The organism is Stenotrophomonas maltophilia, from assembly GCF_001274595.1.
GTDB classification, from domain to species: Bacteria; Pseudomonadota; Gammaproteobacteria; order Xanthomonadales; family Xanthomonadaceae; genus Stenotrophomonas; species Stenotrophomonas forensis.
In genome coordinates this window covers 666,372-680,306 of the sequence record NZ_CP011010.1, presented here as the reverse complement: position 1 = coordinate 680,306, position 13,935 = coordinate 666,372, and the positions used below count along the sequence as shown (strand labels likewise).

Sequence of the window (13,935 nt, the reverse complement as noted above, 5' to 3'; positions counted from 1 at the left end):
CGGCGCCGCGAAGCTCGGCAATCCGCTGGCGGTTGGCTTCGGCCAGGCGCTACCGCCGCTTCGACGCCTTCGGCACCAGCCGCACCAGTGACAGCCAGGCGGCCTGGATCAGCAGGCGCAGCGGATCACCCGGACGCCAGCGACGGTCACCCTGGATCTGCGGGAAGGCGTTGCGCAGGCGCGGCGCGATCGACTGCCAGGCCGGTCCCTCCAGGCGCAGGAAGGCCCACCCGGTGCATTGCAGCAACCACAACAGGGCCCGCGTCGGCCAGGAGGCATGCACCCGCTCGCGCAGGCGCCCCCAGCCCAGGTAGTAGACCCGGGCGCCCATCAGGGGCCGCCTTCGCGGTGCTGCCGCCGCGCCGCTTCAGCCAGGCACCACAGCACCAGGCCGTCGACGTCGGCCGCGGCCAGCGAGTTCGCTGCATGACGCCCCAGCGGTTGCTTGCTGGCGAGTGCGGCCGGCACCCGCGCATCCTCATGCAACGGCTGCGGCACCAGCCGCCTGGCATGGGTGTGCAGCCACAGCTGCATGAGATCGCGCTGCACCGGAACGGCCGGGTCATAGCGGTTGGCCAGCACCCGGCGCTCGTCGTCCGGCTGCCGTTGCAGGACCACATGACTGACCGGATCGACGCAGGCCAGGCGCAACGGCAGGGTGCAGCGCGCGTGCTGGTTGATGGCTGCCGCATGTGCCGGCAGGCGCTGTGGCAGATCGAACAGCATCCAGTCGAACTGGGCCTGCAGCAGCGGCAGGCGATCAGCCCAGGTGGCGGGCGCCTGGCGCAGCTGCTGCTCGATCTGCATCGCGCCCTCGGCATCCACCCGGCCATAGGGCAGCACGGCCAAGCCGGGCACGATGGTATAGCCCGCATCGCGCCAGTCGCTGCCGTCCAGCTGTGCACGCGCCCAGCCACCCTCGACATCGGCGGGCAGGCCCAGATGCAGGCCGAGCATCTGGTCGGGACTGCATTCCACCAGCAGCACGCGGTGGCCCTGGGCATGCAGCCCCTGCCCCAGCGCGGCCAGCACCGTGGTCACGCCGGTGCCGCCATGGACGCCCTGCAGGGACAACACGTTGCTCATCCGCGCCGCTCCAGTTCCGCCAGCAGCGGCCAGCGCGCCAGCGCCTGGGCACGTTCATGCTGGGCCGAGAAATCCACGTAGGGCAGCTCCGGCATGTCCAGGCTGCGGCGCAGCAGATCGATGTCGTCCTCTTCCACGGACAGGGTGGCGGGCACGGCAAGAATGTCGGCAGGCATCAGCGCGCATCCTCCGGGTAGGGGCTCCAGGTCTGGCTGCCCTGCAACTGCAGCCAGGGTTTGCCGCCGTAGTCGATGACCTTGGCGCCTTCGTTCTCCGACACCGAGGGCGTCTGCGGCAGGCCCTTGAGCAGGCTGTCCCAGTTGCGCTCGCTCGGCGGCGACTGCGCGTTGAGTGCGTAGACGCGCGAGACCAGCTCGGACACGGCCAGGTAGCTGCTCGGCTCGGGGATGTGGCGCGGGCCACCGGCCGCCGGTGCGCCCATCCCGACCAGCTTGACGCCCACCGGCACGTGGGTGATCGACGGGCTGGGAATCTCGCGCATGCCCGGAATCTGCATGCGGTCACCGTGCAGCGCGGCGCCATGTTCGGGGACCACCACGATCATCGCGCGCCGGCCGCTCTTTTCCACCGCATCGACAAAACCGGCCATGTCACCCAGCACCATTTCCGCGCGCGCCTTGTAGTCGGCGGCGTTGGAACGGCCATCGGCACCGACGATGCGATTGCCGTCATGCAGCGAGATCGTGTTGTAGAACAGCGCCACCTGCTGCGGGGCTTCGGCCAGCCGTTGTTTCCACCAGGCCATCAGCACGTCGCCATCGCGGCGCAGTGGCGACTTGTCGAACGCCACCAGCGCCTTCGGGAAGGCGCTGATATCCATCGGCTGTGCCTGCAGCCCACCGTACTGGTGCAGCTCGCCGATGAAGTCGTCGAAGTGGCCATCGTGGTTCATCGCCAGCTCGCTCTGGAAGCCCAGCCGCTGCAGGTTCGAGAACAGCTGGCACTCGGCAGGCACCGGGTCGAACAGCTTGGTATGCGAGGTCTGGCCACAGCTGGCGCGCAGCAGCCGGATCGCCGCCGGGCCGCTGTAGGCGGTGGCCGAATTGAAATCGTCGAACACCACGTCCATGTGGTCGAGCAGGTTGTTCTGGCGCAGCCCGACTTCATCCAGGTCGCTCCACGCCAGCGAGCAGATGTTGAGGATGATGACGTCGAACGGAGCACCGCTGGCCGGTGCCGGGAAGCTGGTTTTCAGGCTGGCCTGCTGCTGGTAGAAACTGCTCAGCCACGCATTGAGCGTGTCGTTGTTGGCGGGCGGCAGTCCCCCTGTCGTCGCCCCAGCCGTTCCTGTGCTGGCGGCCGTGGCGGTGCCCTGCCCCCAGTTCCAGCCCGCCGGCATCGGTATCGCCATGACGGCCAGGCCAAGCATGCCCAGCACGCTCAGGGTGGTGATGCGCAGCCACGGCTTGAGCAGGAAGTAGGCCACCAGCAGCAGCGCGAGCACCGCCACCATCTGCCAGTTGATGAAGCGCTGGGCCAGTTCGAGCCAGTAGTCGGCCGAGAAATCCAGCACGCCCGGTTGCACCAGCAGGCGCTGGAACGGTGGCCACCAGGTGTCCTGGTAATAGAGCGCCACGCCCACCGGCACGGCCACGACGGTGCGTGCGATGCGTGCCCAGCGCCAACGCAGCGGCACCAGCAGCGCGCCCAGGAACAACAGGTTGGGCAGGATCTTCAGGTCCAGCGCGCCCATCCAGGCCAGCACCACCTTGGACAGGAAATACAGGTTCCAGCCACGCAGGTCGGCCCATGCGAACGGAGATGCGGGAACGTTCTGCGGACTCATGCAGCGCTCCGCGGCGCACGTTGGCGTACGCCGGCGCGGCGCAGATGGCGGGGCGGCAACCAGCGCGTGGCACGGCGGCGCAGCCCGCGCCACAGGGTGCCCAGCATGGCCCCGAAGGGAATCATCACGACCGCGCAGGCGACGATCAGGGTCCAGAGTTGCTGGTCGGTGGTCATGCGGTATCTCCCAGCCGCAGCGGCTTCGGGGCAACGACGGCAGGCGCTTCCCGCACCGGAGCCACTGCGGGCAAGGCAACCGGCGCCTCGGGCAGCAGCTCGGCGTCCGGATCACTGCCGCTCGGGTTCATGGCGGCGATGTCGTACTCGGCAAGGCGCTGATAGCCGTCAAACAGTTCGCGCCAAGGCAGGCGGAACAGGTTGCGCAGCGCCTGCTCGACCGCATCGCGGCGACAGCCGAACAGGAACAGGCGGACCTGCCCGCGATAGACACAGGCAAGATCACCCTGGCGGCGGATGCGCAGCTGTTGCAGGGTCTGTTCGGCGCGCAGGCCGGCCACCGGCTGCAGGGCCAGCACCGCACTTTCCACCGCGCTGCCGTCCTGGTCGATGCGTTCTGCGGCAATCTGGCGGAAACGTGCGGCATTGACCAGGCCGCTCAACGACGGCGGCCGATGGGCGCGGATCAGCGGCTCCGGGTCATCGGCCAGCTGGCCCTGCCAGCGCTGCCGCTGCACGGTTTCCAGCAGCGTCAGCAGGCGGGGCAGCGGCGTGTCGGCCGGCACCACCAGGCTGCACCCGCACTGCATCAGCAGGCGTTCGTCGGCGTAACGCAGGCAGGGCTGAAGCTCGCGCACGACCAGCTTCAGGGCGGTGCCGCGCTCGCGGCGCAGGCGGTGCAGCAGCCGGGCCAACGCGTCCACCTGGGCGTTCTCGTTGATGGCCAGCACCACCGTGGCCTCGCGCGCCTGCAACGCGGCCGGCAGCAGGCCGGCCCAGCCCTCGTAGAGGCGCCATGCGGCGGACAGCGGCGGCGCGCCCTCCAGCACGTCGGCCTGGGCGAGGAAGACGTCGCGATCACTTCCGCTGGCAAGGCTGGCAGCCTCGTCACCGCTATCGGCCTCGGCCACGTGGCGCAGGCCGGTGCCCTCCTGCAGCACGCCAAAGGAACGTTGCGCCACCACGCCATGGCTGTTCGACCAGTAGTGCAGCAGCAGCTGCAGGGCGCCGCGATGCGGGTGCAGCTGGGCCACGCCGGCGCAGGCCCGGTTCAAGGGCAGCAGGCGCGGTGCCAGGGTGGCGACTTCGCCATGGCAGAGCAGCAGCACGATCTGGCCGGCCTGCCCCGCCCAGCGCTGCAGCCGTTCGCACCAGCGCGCCAGGCGCGTGTCATCCCAGCCATCCAGCGCGGCAACCGGAAACTGCACCAGGCTGAGCCCGGTGGCGGCGGACGCCACCCGCGGCAGGTCCTGCGGCAAGCCGCGCAACGCCTGCTGCATGCCGTGGTGGGAACGCTGGAACAGGCGCAGGCGCAGCGGCCCCTGCTCGTCCGCCAGCAGCGACAGCATCGGCTCGGCGCCACGGCCCAGCGTCACCAGAACGGCGTCCTGCAGTGCGGCGGCGGTGGACAGCACGCCGGCGCCGAGCAGGTCGGTCGGCGCACTGCCGGCCGCGACGACCCAGTACAGGCCGCCCCCGCGCATCTCAACGAACTCCGAAGGCAATCCGGCAATGGCAAGGTGGGCTGCTGTCACGCCGGGTCCTTTCAACGCCCCTCAACCGGGTGGAAGGCCCGATGGCGGAGACGCTGCGGTGAAGGGAAGGTCATTTCCATGACGCACATCACATTCATGTTTCTGTACGGTCATGATAGCTCCGATCTTCACGTTTGCGGCATCAAGACGCAGTCAACGCCGCCTGCGGAACAGGCGACGTGCAGGGCAGTACTCAGCGATGGGAAAAGCGGTGTTACTCGTACTGGATCGTGAACGTTGCCTGCCCGTTGGCGACACCGGCACCGACGGTCCCGGCCTGGGTCTGCACATAGCGGGCCCGCAGCGGCAGGCTCATGACACTGGTACCCGGCGCGGTGGTGCCGACATTGATGGCCTGGCCGAAGCGGACTTCGCGTTCGGTGCTGCCATCGCGCTGCACCATCTGGATGCCGATGCGGGTCGCGCTGTTGGTGGCCGCGCTCAGCTTCAGCACGCCGGGCATGTTCGAACTGTCCTGGTCGGCGTCGAGGCGGATGCCGATCTTGCTCTGGTAAGACGCAACGTTGCTGCCCTGGCAGTTCAGGCGGATCTCGAAGTCACGATCGACCGCGCGCGAGCCGACGCCGGTGAAGCTGGTGTTGGGCACGCTGCCGAAATCAACGGCGATGTTGCGGCTGCCGGCCTGCGCTTCGCAGGTCGGGCTGACCACGGTGGTGCCCGAACCGCGGAAGGTCGAAGTCAGCACCGGGCGGCTGGGGCCGTCGCCATCGAAGTAGTAGGTGGTGAAGCGGCCATTCGGCGCGATCACGCCCGAACCGGTCTGCGCGGCGGTCTTGATCAGCTGGATGCGGAACTGGCCGCCGATCAGCGAGATGGTGGAATTGGCGCCGAAGTTGATGGAATGCGGGTAGTAGGTCTGGATCGCGCCGGAGTCGCGGAACAGGCGGATGCCCACACCGGCAACGCCGGTCTCGTAGACGTTGGCGAAGCCGGCCACCGGCCGCTTCTGCGGCGCATTGACGTACTCACCGGTCGAGCTGCCGCCATACCAGTAGTCACAACGGGCGACGTTGTTCTGCTGGTTGATCGGCACGCTGAGTTCCTTGATCACACCACCGACCGGCGTGCTGGGCAGGATCACGATCTGGCCCATGTCCATCTGCACATCCTGGGCGACGAAACCGTTGATCTGGATGCGGCAGGCGGCGCTGGCCTGCTGCGCCAGCAGCGCGCCACCGAGCACGGCCAGCGTGGCCAGCAGCCTGCGGCCACGGAAAGGAATCATCGGCATGCTGCCTCCAGCGGAATGAAGCCGGTCTTGGACGCGTCGGCGCCCGCCGGAACCTGGTAATCAATGGTGCAGCGCTGATCGGCACCGGCGCCCCACTCCACCAGCAGGCGGCCCTGGTTCTGTTCGCTGCGCACGTACAGGCGGCCACCCTGGCTGACCATGCCCACCGGCTGGCCCTGCTCATCCTTGACCTGCGCGCCGAACGGCATGCTGCGGCCATCGGGGTTGCGGACCTGGATCAGCAGCGCGTTGCCCTTGCGGGTGTCGAAACGCAGGTAGCTGATGGCACCGGCGAACGGCGCGACCGACTGGCTGGTGCTTTCCAGCTCGACGTCGTGGGCCATGCCCTGCGGGTCGAGGGTGACGGTGTTGAGGCGGTACGGCGACACGTACGGCACCACCGCGTAACCGCGGCCGTCCACGCGCAGGCCCGGGGCGTTGCTGACGATGGCATCGCGCGCGCCCGGTGCTTCGACCAGCACCATGGTGTCGCCGCGCTGCGGGGTGAAGGTGAAGCCGCCCGGATGCACGACCACGCTGCCGTTGGCACCGACCGAGGCCTGGCGGAAGTCACGCGAATGGCTGTAGGTCGCGTTCAGTGCCGAGTAGCGGCTGCGGTACTCGACATTGCCGACGGCGGTGGTGCCACCCTCGCGCGAATCGGACAGGGCCGCGCCGTAGCTGAAGTTGTTGTCGACACCGGCAGAACCGGTGATGCCGACGCGGCTGTTGTCGTAGCCGCCGCGGTCGCGCATGCCGAGGTCGGCACTGAACGACACCGGGTGGGTGCCACGGCCCAGCGGCACGCTCATCGACAGCAGGTACTGGGTGTCGGAACGACCGAGCACGCCTTCTTCGGTGCGCAGTGCGGAGAAACCGAAGTTCACCGAACGCCAGGCGTTGTTGTAGCCCACCTGGTACTGCTTGGAGGTGCCGGCGCGGTCGTAGAAGTCACGCACCGAGCCGGTCACGTACAGCGCGCCGCCGCGACGGCCCAGCGGCTGGTTCAGGGTCAGCTGGAACTGGCTGCGCTGGCGGCCACGGGTGGTCGGATCGATGCCGCGCTTGTCCGAGTCCCGGCCATACAGCGCGTCCTGCAGGCTGTAGAAGCCTTCGGTCGAATAGCGGTACGCGGCCAGGGTCAGGTTGGTCCCGGTCTCGCCGATCATGTTGCTGTAGCTCAAGCGCACGCTGGCGCCAGTGTGGTTGCCGTAGTGATCGAACGAGGTGCGCGCATGGGTGACGTCGGCGGCGAACGCACCGACCGGCGTGGACAGGCCGACGCCGTACAGCAGCGACAGGTAGCCATCGCTCAGCGCACTGCCGCCGTAGAGGGTCAGCTGGTTGCCGATGCCGCGCTGGTAGGTACCCTGCACCAGCCACGGCTCATCGGCCAGCAGCTTGTTGCGGACCTGGCCGGCGGTCAGCGCGTAGCGCGACACGCCTTCGCGCAGCATCTGCGGCACCGAGCCGAATGGCACCTTGAATTCGCGGCGGCGGCCATCGGCCTCGATCACGCTCACTTCCAGGTCGCCGCCGTAGCCGGTCGGGTACAGGTCGTCGATGACGAAGCTGCCCGGCGACACGGTGGAGGAATAGATCAGCTGCTGGTTCTGGCGCACTTCAACGCGCGCGTTGGTTTCGGCGATGCCGCGCACGACCGGCGCGTAGCCGCGCAGCGAGTCGGGCAGCATGCGGTCGTCGCTGGCCAGGCTGGCGCCGCGGTAGCCGATCGAATCGAACAGTTCGCCGGTGGTGTAGGCCTCACCGATGGTGAGCATGCCGCGCACCTGCGGGATGCCGCGCTGTGCGTAGGTGGCAATGCTCTGCCAGTGGCGGCCATCGCCCTCGGACCAGGTCAGGTTCGAGTCGTGGCGGAACTGCCAGCCGCCCAGGTTCAGGCCGGCATTGAGGCCGAGGTAGGCGCTGCGGTTGCGCTGGCCACCTTCGACGCGGCTGTCGCTGTCGATGGCATTGAAGCTGTAGCCGACGAAGCCGGCGTTGATGCCACGGTCCCACAACGCCGGGTTGACGTAGCCGCGCGCTTCGCGGCGCAGGAACACCTGCGGAATGCTGAGGTCGTAGCGCAGGTTGCCACTGTCATAGATGCCGTAGGCATTGGCCATGCGCTTCTGCACCGGCACGCAGCTGGTCTTGTCGGTCGGCAGCGTCGGGTCCTGCTGCAGCAGCACGGCCTCGCTGTCCACGCCCATTTCTTCCAGCATCGGCAGCGGCAGGCACGCATCGACATGGCCCTGCGCATCGGCCTTGAACTGCAGGTCGCGACGGCCCTGCCAGCCGCCGTTGACGTAGACGTCGACGCGGTAGGTGCCGGCCACCATCGGGTTGCCATTGCTGAAGGCCGCCAGGTCAACCTGCTTGGCCTGGCCGGACAGGAAGCTGGAATTGAACTGGGCCGATTCCGGGGCACGCGCATTGGCTGCGCCGCTCTGCGCCATCAGCGCCTGCTCGCCCAGATTGGCCGGCGCTGCCAATGCCCATCCTGGGCAGGCCACGCCAGCAGCCAACAGGCAGATCGCCTGGTGGATCGACAATGTCAATCTGTTTCCGATCACACTGACATTCCTTCAATTCGCCGCGCGGCGGCGGTGGCGGGATGCGCTGGCCCTGGGCCGGCGCGGCGCGTTCAGCCCCCGGTGCTGCCGAGGCGGATCGTGTGTTCCACCCGACCGCCGTAATCGTTGATGGTGATGAAGCGCACCTGGTCGGTGCCCGCCGGCGCGGCGAACTCCAGGCTCTGCTTCGGCGCGACCATTGCGCCCTTGTCCTCGACGGCCTTTTCGCTGCTGCCGGTCACGGCATGCACTTCGGCCAGCGTGACGTGGAACGGACTGGGGTTTTCCACGCGCAGGCGGTCGCCCGTGCGGGTCCAGCGCAGCGCTGCCGGTGCGTCGTTGGCAACGCCCTTCAGGCCCTGCGGCCGGTAAAAGAGCTTCAGGCGCGAACGGAACGCGACCTGCAGGTAATTCTGTTCGCCCGTGTTGTCGGCGTTGTCCGGCGACGGCGGCACATCCAGCACGTTCAGCCAGAACACCGACTCACGGTCGGCCGGCAGTTGCGCACCGGAGAAGATCACGCGCAGCGCCTGGCTGCGGCCCGGCTCGACGCGCGCGATCGGCGGCGTCAGCACGAACGGGGCATCGCTGGTATCGGCGGTCTGGTTGGCATCGCCACTGTCGATCCAGGCCTGCACCAGGGCCGGCGAGTCGCCCACGTTGTCGACCTGCACGGTGACTTCGCGCGCCTGCGCCGGGTAGATCACCCGCGTGCCATTGACCACCACGCCGGCCAGTGCGTCCTGGCAGAAGGGCAGCGTGAACGCTGCCAGCAGCAGCGCCCGGGGAAAGAATGCTTTCATCGGAAGTACTACGCTCGAGAGGTGTGGCCAAAGGCCGCGGAGCACTGGCCGGCGCGTACGCCGGCCAATGCGGGTACGGCGACGATCAGTTGTAGATGATCGTGTACTTGACGCTGCTGGTGACGTCGCCCGGGGTGGCGGCGGCAGTGGCGTAGTACTCAGCGTAGTAGTTCAGGTCGGCCGAGCCGTCGGTGCCGACGGTGACCCACTGCGAGTTGGTCTGGGCCAGGCCAGCGCCGGCAGCCTTGATCGGCAGGAACTGGTTGTTGGAACCCAGCAGCTGCAGCTGCACGTTGGTGGCAGCGTTGGCCGAGGCCTGGTTGACCAGGCGGCCGCTGTTGAAGTCGACGGTCGAACCCGGCTCGAAGTAGGTGGCGACGTTGCCGGCGCTGCACTTGGTCAGGTTGATGGCGAACGGGGTACGGCCCGCAACGGCACCGGCGGTGGCCAGGGTGTTCTTGGACACGGTCGGCAGGTTGACGGCGAAGTCCTTGCCGCCCGGGGTCGAGATGGTGCAGGTCTTGTCGGTGACCTTGCCATTGAAGGTGATGGTGCCGTCGGCGGCGTTGGCGGCCAGCGGAGCGGCGGCCAGCATCAGAGCGGCGATGAGAGTGTTCTTGTGCATTCGCTTTTACCTAACCCTACTGAAGAGATGAGAAGTAGAGGAGGAAGCAAGGAGCACTGCCGGGCTAACAAGACCCATCCTTGCGTCTCACCTGTGGCCGGACTCGGACATACCTTCCCCTGAATCCGTGACGCAAGTATAGGCACAAGTGTGATGAAAGTCTCATTATTTTTATGAACGCCAATTTATTGACGGCACAAATGTGACGTGCTAAGCGAAATGGAACCCAGGGGCGCGTGGGGGATTTGACGCGGGCCCAGGCAGGCCGCAAACGACGTTCGATGACGTATCGAGTGACGCATCCGGCATGCAGGGAATCCGGCCTTTTTCAGGCGGAAATCAGCTTCTTTGATGCGCATCACTCTTTCTTGGTGATGGCCCTAGCAGATTCGAACTCGTCCTATTAAAGGCTGATCGAAGCTGTCGCTAACTAGGACACACCGAACCAGAGAACGTGTCATGAGGAACTCCATTCTGCTGTGCGTGGCCCTGATGTCCGTCAGTGCGCTGGCCCAGGCCAGCAGCGGCAGCATCCGTTTCAGCGGCCGCATCGCCGAGCCGGGCTGCACGACGAACCTGTCCCAGGGCGAACTGAGCCTGGCGGCCTGCCCGCCGTCGGCCAAGGGTTCGACGGTGGAAGTGACGGCGCTGGCCGATGGCCAGGCTGCGACGCTGCGCGACGGCAAGCGCCAGGGCAAGAAGCTGTCGGTGTCGGCCAGCGCGATGCGCGCCGGCGATATCGCCTTCTCCGAACGCTACCGCGTCCAGGCTTCGCAGCAGCAGCCGCTGCAGGGCGCCTATCTGGTGGTCGTCGACTACCTGTAAGCACCCGCCCCCACCGGGCCGGTCATTCCGGCTGCGGCAACTCGAAGACCTGGCGCAGGTAAGCCAGGTAACCCGGGTCGTCGCACATGCTCTTGCCCGGCGAATCGCTGAGCTTGGCCACCGGCTGGCCATTGCAGCGGACCATCTTGATGACGATGTTGAGCGGCGTCGGGCCCAGATCATTGGTCAGGTGGGTGCCGACGCCGAATGCGACCTGGCAGCGACCGCGGAAGTAGTCGTATAGGCGCATCACCTTGGGAATGTCGAGCCCATCGCTGAACACCAGCACCTTGCTGCGCGGATCGACGCGGCGCTGCTGGAAATGCGCCAGCATGCGGTCGCCCCAGTCGAACGGATCGCCCGAATCATGGCGGACGCCGTCGAACAGCTTGCAGAAGTACATGTCGAAGTCGCGCAGGAACGCGTCCAGGCCGACCACGTCGGACAGCGCGATGCCGAGGTCGCCGCGGTACTCGCGCGCCCACGATTCCAGCGCCGCCACCTGTGAGTCGCGCAGGCGCGGGCCCAGCGCCTGGAACGCCTGCAGGTACTCATGGGCCATGGTGCCGTGCGGGGTCATGCCATACAGCCGCGCGAAGTGCACGTTGCTGGTGCCGACCAGCTGCGGGCCAAGGGCATCGCGCAGCAACGGCAGCAGGCGCGCGTGCCAGTCACGCGAGTAACGGCGGCGGCTGCCGTAGTCGGCAATGCGGCATTGTTCGAAGCCGGGGGTATCGCGCAGCAGCGCGGCCTTGGCCTGCAGCCGGCGCTCGCCCTCGGCGAAGTCGGCCGTGGTGGTGTTGCGGAACCAGACTTCGTTGATGATCGCCAGCAGCGGCACTTCGAACAGGATGGTGTGCAGCCACGGCCCGGTGATGTCCAGCTCGATCTCGCCAGGCACCGCCTTCGACGCGCGCAGCTGGATGTACTTGCGGTCGAGATGGAACAGGCCGAGGAAATCGGCGAAGTCCGGCTTTACGAAACGCAGGCCCCGCATGTAGTCCAGCTCTGCGTCACTGAAGCGCAGGGTGCACAGGTGGTCGATTTCTTCGTCGATCTGGTCGATGTAACGGGCCAGGTCGATGCCGGGGGTGCGGCACTTGAACCGGTACTGCACCTGGGCGCCGGGATGCTGATGGAGCACCGCCTGCATCATGGTGAACTTGTACAGGTCGGTGTCGAGCAGGGACTGGATGATAGGCATGGGGCGGATTATGCGCCCGCCGGGGTGAACCGGGGGGCCGCCGCCGCCCTCCGCTACAGCGACCTGCGCAGCAGGCGTGGTACCAGCATCAGCGCATGCGCCCAGATCGCCGCCCATACCGCAGCGCGCACCGGCAGCGGGCGCTGCTTTGCCTCGAATTTCTGGAAGTAGCGCCACAGCCCCTTGTGCTTGTGCCATTCGACGAAGAACGGCCGCGAGCGGCTGGAGACGCCGCGCACGTGGGTGACCTGCAGATCGTTGGCGATCGCCACCACCGCGCCGGCCTCGCGCGCGCGGCGGCACAGGTCCAGGTCTTCGGCATGCAGGCGGTAGCCCGCATCCCAACCGCCGATGCGGTCGAACAGGACGCGCGGCATCATCAGCAACGCACCGGACAGCGCCGGTACCCGCTGCAGGGCCTGGTGCGGATCGCGCGGCACCGCCAGTTTCGACCCCCGGCCGGGCGATCGCAGCATCAACAGGAAATCGGGATCGCGACGGCGCACCGCCTCGTCGGCCTGGCCATGCTCGTCCAGCTGCTCGACGCCGAGCAGGCAATCGCCCAGCGCCTCGGCACGGCGGCGCAGCTCGGCCAGGGTATCCGCTTCGACCATCAGGTCCGGGTTGATGAAGGCCAGCCACGGGCTGGCCGAGTCGGCCACGCCCTGGTTGTTGGCGGCAGCAAAACCGGGATTGTCCGGATTGCCGACGAAACGCACGCGGGCATCATGGCTGGCATGCCGCTGCACGATGTCCAGCGTGCCATCCAGCGAACCATTGTCGATCACCCGGATCTCGGCCACATCCTGCGCCTGGCGCAGGCGCGAGAGGCAGGCATCGATGGTGCTGCCACTCTGGTAGGTGACGACGATGGCGGCAATGGCAACATTCAAGCGGGTGGCTCCGGCGCGGGCGGGACGAACAGGTCGCCCTGTTCGCGCGGCATTATCGCCTGCTGCATGCGCTGTTGCAGATCGGCACGCAGTCCATGCAGCGGATCATGCATCAGGAAGTCGGCCAGCCGTGGCACCCAGCCCGGCCAGCGCGCGGCCAGCGCTTCAAGGTCACCGTCGCGGCTGATCGCCTCCCCTGCCCGGCTGACGAAGGCGGTCTCGCACAGCACGTTGCGCCATCCCAGCCCGGCCATGCGCAGGCTGAGATCGACCAGTGCGGCGTTCCAGCCGGCGTAGCTGTCCACGTCCAGGCCACCGGCGCGACGGCGCGCATTGCCGCGCACCAGTACCGCATGGGTGACCGCCGAAGGCAGTTCCGGATGCAGCGTCGGCAGTGTGGCACAAGTGTGCGCCAGCACGGCCGGGTCCTGGGGTTCGGGATTGATCTCGCCCAGCCGAGGCCAGGCCGCCGTTTCCCCGGCATTGCACCACGGCGTCGCGGTGGCGATGGCGGCATCGCGGGCGAAGGCGTCCTGCAGCTGCTGCAGCCAACCCGGCGCCGGCACGCTGTCCGGCGCCAGCACCGCCACGTCCAGGCCATCGCAGGCCCGCAGCATTTCATCAAGGTGGGCGACTTCGCCCAGTGGCCGTGCACGCCGGGTGTATTCGGCCTGCAGCGGCGTATGTGCCAACCAGTGCTCCACCACGGCCTGTGCACGCGGACCGGTCTGCGCATCGTCGGCCAGCCAGACCGCGGTACCCGGTGCGGTGCCGGCATCCAGCGCCGCCAGGCAGCGGTCGAGCGCAGCGTCGTCCACGCACAGCGGCAACAACACGATCGCCCCCATCCCGCCTCCGTGGTTGTCGGTGCCCACAGCCTAGCACTGGCAGGGTATCGGCCGGGTTGCACCCGGCACCTGCAGAGGCCAGAGCCGAAGCAAGAGCCAGAGCGGGTTCCTGGGGATGGCGGGGTGGGTCCGGCTGCGGGGGACGCCGTAAATACATCCCTGTAGGCTCGGTCGCCGCATCCATGCGGCTCACGCCCCCGCAACCGGACCCACCCCGCCTTCGACAGTTTCCTGCGAGCTGTCGGGCCTTGCTTTCTGTAGAGCCGAGCCATGCTCGGCTCAGATCTCACAGATATCAAAATATT

Annotated in this window: 14 protein-coding genes; 1 reads left to right on the top strand and 13 read right to left on the bottom strand. The window is 67.7% G+C overall.

Annotated features, from left to right (window positions below):
• Positions 1-49 precede the first annotated feature (49 nt).
• The 10 genes from VN11_RS22675 to VN11_RS02965 all read right to left on the bottom strand — a co-directional run bounded on the left by VN11_RS22675 (position 50) and on the right by VN11_RS02965 (position 9,860).
• Entirely contained in the window at positions 50-331 is a 282-nt protein-coding gene (locus VN11_RS22675; protein WP_238581848.1) for a hypothetical protein, read from the bottom strand.
• Positions 331-1,086 carry a cellulose biosynthesis protein BcsQ gene (gene bcsQ / locus VN11_RS03005; protein WP_049456289.1) on the bottom strand — a complete coding sequence of 252 codons (756 nt, stop codon included), beginning with the start codon at positions 1,084-1,086 and terminating at the stop codon, positions 331-333. The genes VN11_RS22675 and bcsQ overlap by 1 nt, the downstream gene beginning before the upstream one ends.
• Positions 1,083-1,262 (bottom strand): cellulose biosynthesis protein BcsR, encoded by a 180-nt coding sequence (gene bcsR, locus VN11_RS03000; RefSeq protein WP_040008936.1) that lies wholly within the window; start codon positions 1,260-1,262, stop codon positions 1,083-1,085. Before bcsR ends, bcsQ begins: the two co-directional genes overlap by 4 nt.
• Positions 1,262-2,893, bottom strand: a complete 1,632-nt coding sequence (gene bcsG, locus VN11_RS02995) for a cellulose biosynthesis protein BcsG (protein WP_053448767.1) — start codon at positions 2,891-2,893, stop codon at positions 1,262-1,264. The genes bcsR and bcsG overlap by 1 nt, the downstream gene beginning before the upstream one ends.
• Positions 2,890-3,069 (bottom strand): cellulose biosynthesis protein BcsF, encoded by a 180-nt coding sequence (bcsF, locus tag VN11_RS02990; RefSeq protein ID WP_040008940.1) that lies wholly within the window; start codon positions 3,067-3,069, stop codon positions 2,890-2,892. The genes bcsG and bcsF overlap by 4 nt, the downstream gene beginning before the upstream one ends.
• The gene (locus tag VN11_RS02985; RefSeq protein ID WP_148564924.1) at positions 3,066-4,604 is read right to left on the bottom strand and encodes a BcsE family c-di-GMP-binding protein; all 1,539 of its coding nucleotides are present in this window, start codon (positions 4,602-4,604) and stop codon (positions 3,066-3,068) included. Before VN11_RS02985 ends, bcsF begins: the two co-directional genes overlap by 4 nt.
• 214 nt (positions 4,605-4,818) lie before the next feature.
• Entirely contained in the window at positions 4,819-5,856 is a 1,038-nt protein-coding gene (locus VN11_RS02980; protein ID WP_053448765.1) for a fimbrial protein, read from the bottom strand.
• Positions 5,847-8,411, bottom strand: coding sequence for a fimbria/pilus outer membrane usher protein (locus tag VN11_RS02975; protein WP_053448764.1), 2,565 nt, complete (start codon positions 8,409-8,411; stop codon positions 5,847-5,849). Before VN11_RS02975 ends, VN11_RS02980 begins: the two co-directional genes overlap by 10 nt.
• 92 nt (positions 8,412-8,503) lie before the next feature.
• Positions 8,504-9,235: a fimbrial biogenesis chaperone gene (locus tag VN11_RS02970; protein WP_008266722.1), complete on the bottom strand. Its 732-nt coding sequence runs from the start codon at positions 9,233-9,235 to the stop codon at positions 8,504-8,506.
• Between the two features lie 85 nt (positions 9,236-9,320).
• The gene (locus VN11_RS02965) at positions 9,321-9,860 is read right to left on the bottom strand and encodes a fimbrial protein (protein WP_004154162.1); all 540 of its coding nucleotides are present in this window, start codon (positions 9,858-9,860) and stop codon (positions 9,321-9,323) included.
• A 459-nt stretch (positions 9,861-10,319) separates the two neighbouring features.
• Between VN11_RS02965 and VN11_RS02960 the strand changes: the two genes are divergently transcribed.
• Positions 10,320-10,685, top strand: a complete 366-nt coding sequence (locus VN11_RS02960; RefSeq protein WP_053448763.1) for a hypothetical protein — start codon at positions 10,320-10,322, stop codon at positions 10,683-10,685.
• 22 nt (positions 10,686-10,707) lie between these two features.
• Here VN11_RS02960 and pncB read toward each other — a convergent pair whose 3' ends face one another.
• The 3 genes from pncB to VN11_RS02945 are packed head-to-tail and all read right to left on the bottom strand — an operon-like array spanning position 10,708 to position 13,630.
• Positions 10,708-11,889: a nicotinate phosphoribosyltransferase gene (pncB, locus tag VN11_RS02955; RefSeq protein WP_008264910.1), complete on the bottom strand. Its 1,182-nt coding sequence runs from the start codon at positions 11,887-11,889 to the stop codon at positions 10,708-10,710.
• Positions 11,890-11,942: 53 nt separating this feature from the next.
• Positions 11,943-12,782: a glycosyltransferase family 2 protein gene (locus tag VN11_RS02950; protein ID WP_053448762.1), complete on the bottom strand. Its 840-nt coding sequence runs from the start codon at positions 12,780-12,782 to the stop codon at positions 11,943-11,945.
• Entirely contained in the window at positions 12,779-13,630 is an 852-nt protein-coding gene (locus VN11_RS02945) for a glycosyltransferase family 2 protein (protein WP_049456281.1), read from the bottom strand. The genes VN11_RS02950 and VN11_RS02945 overlap by 4 nt, the downstream gene beginning before the upstream one ends.
• Positions 13,631-13,935 lie beyond the last annotated feature (305 nt).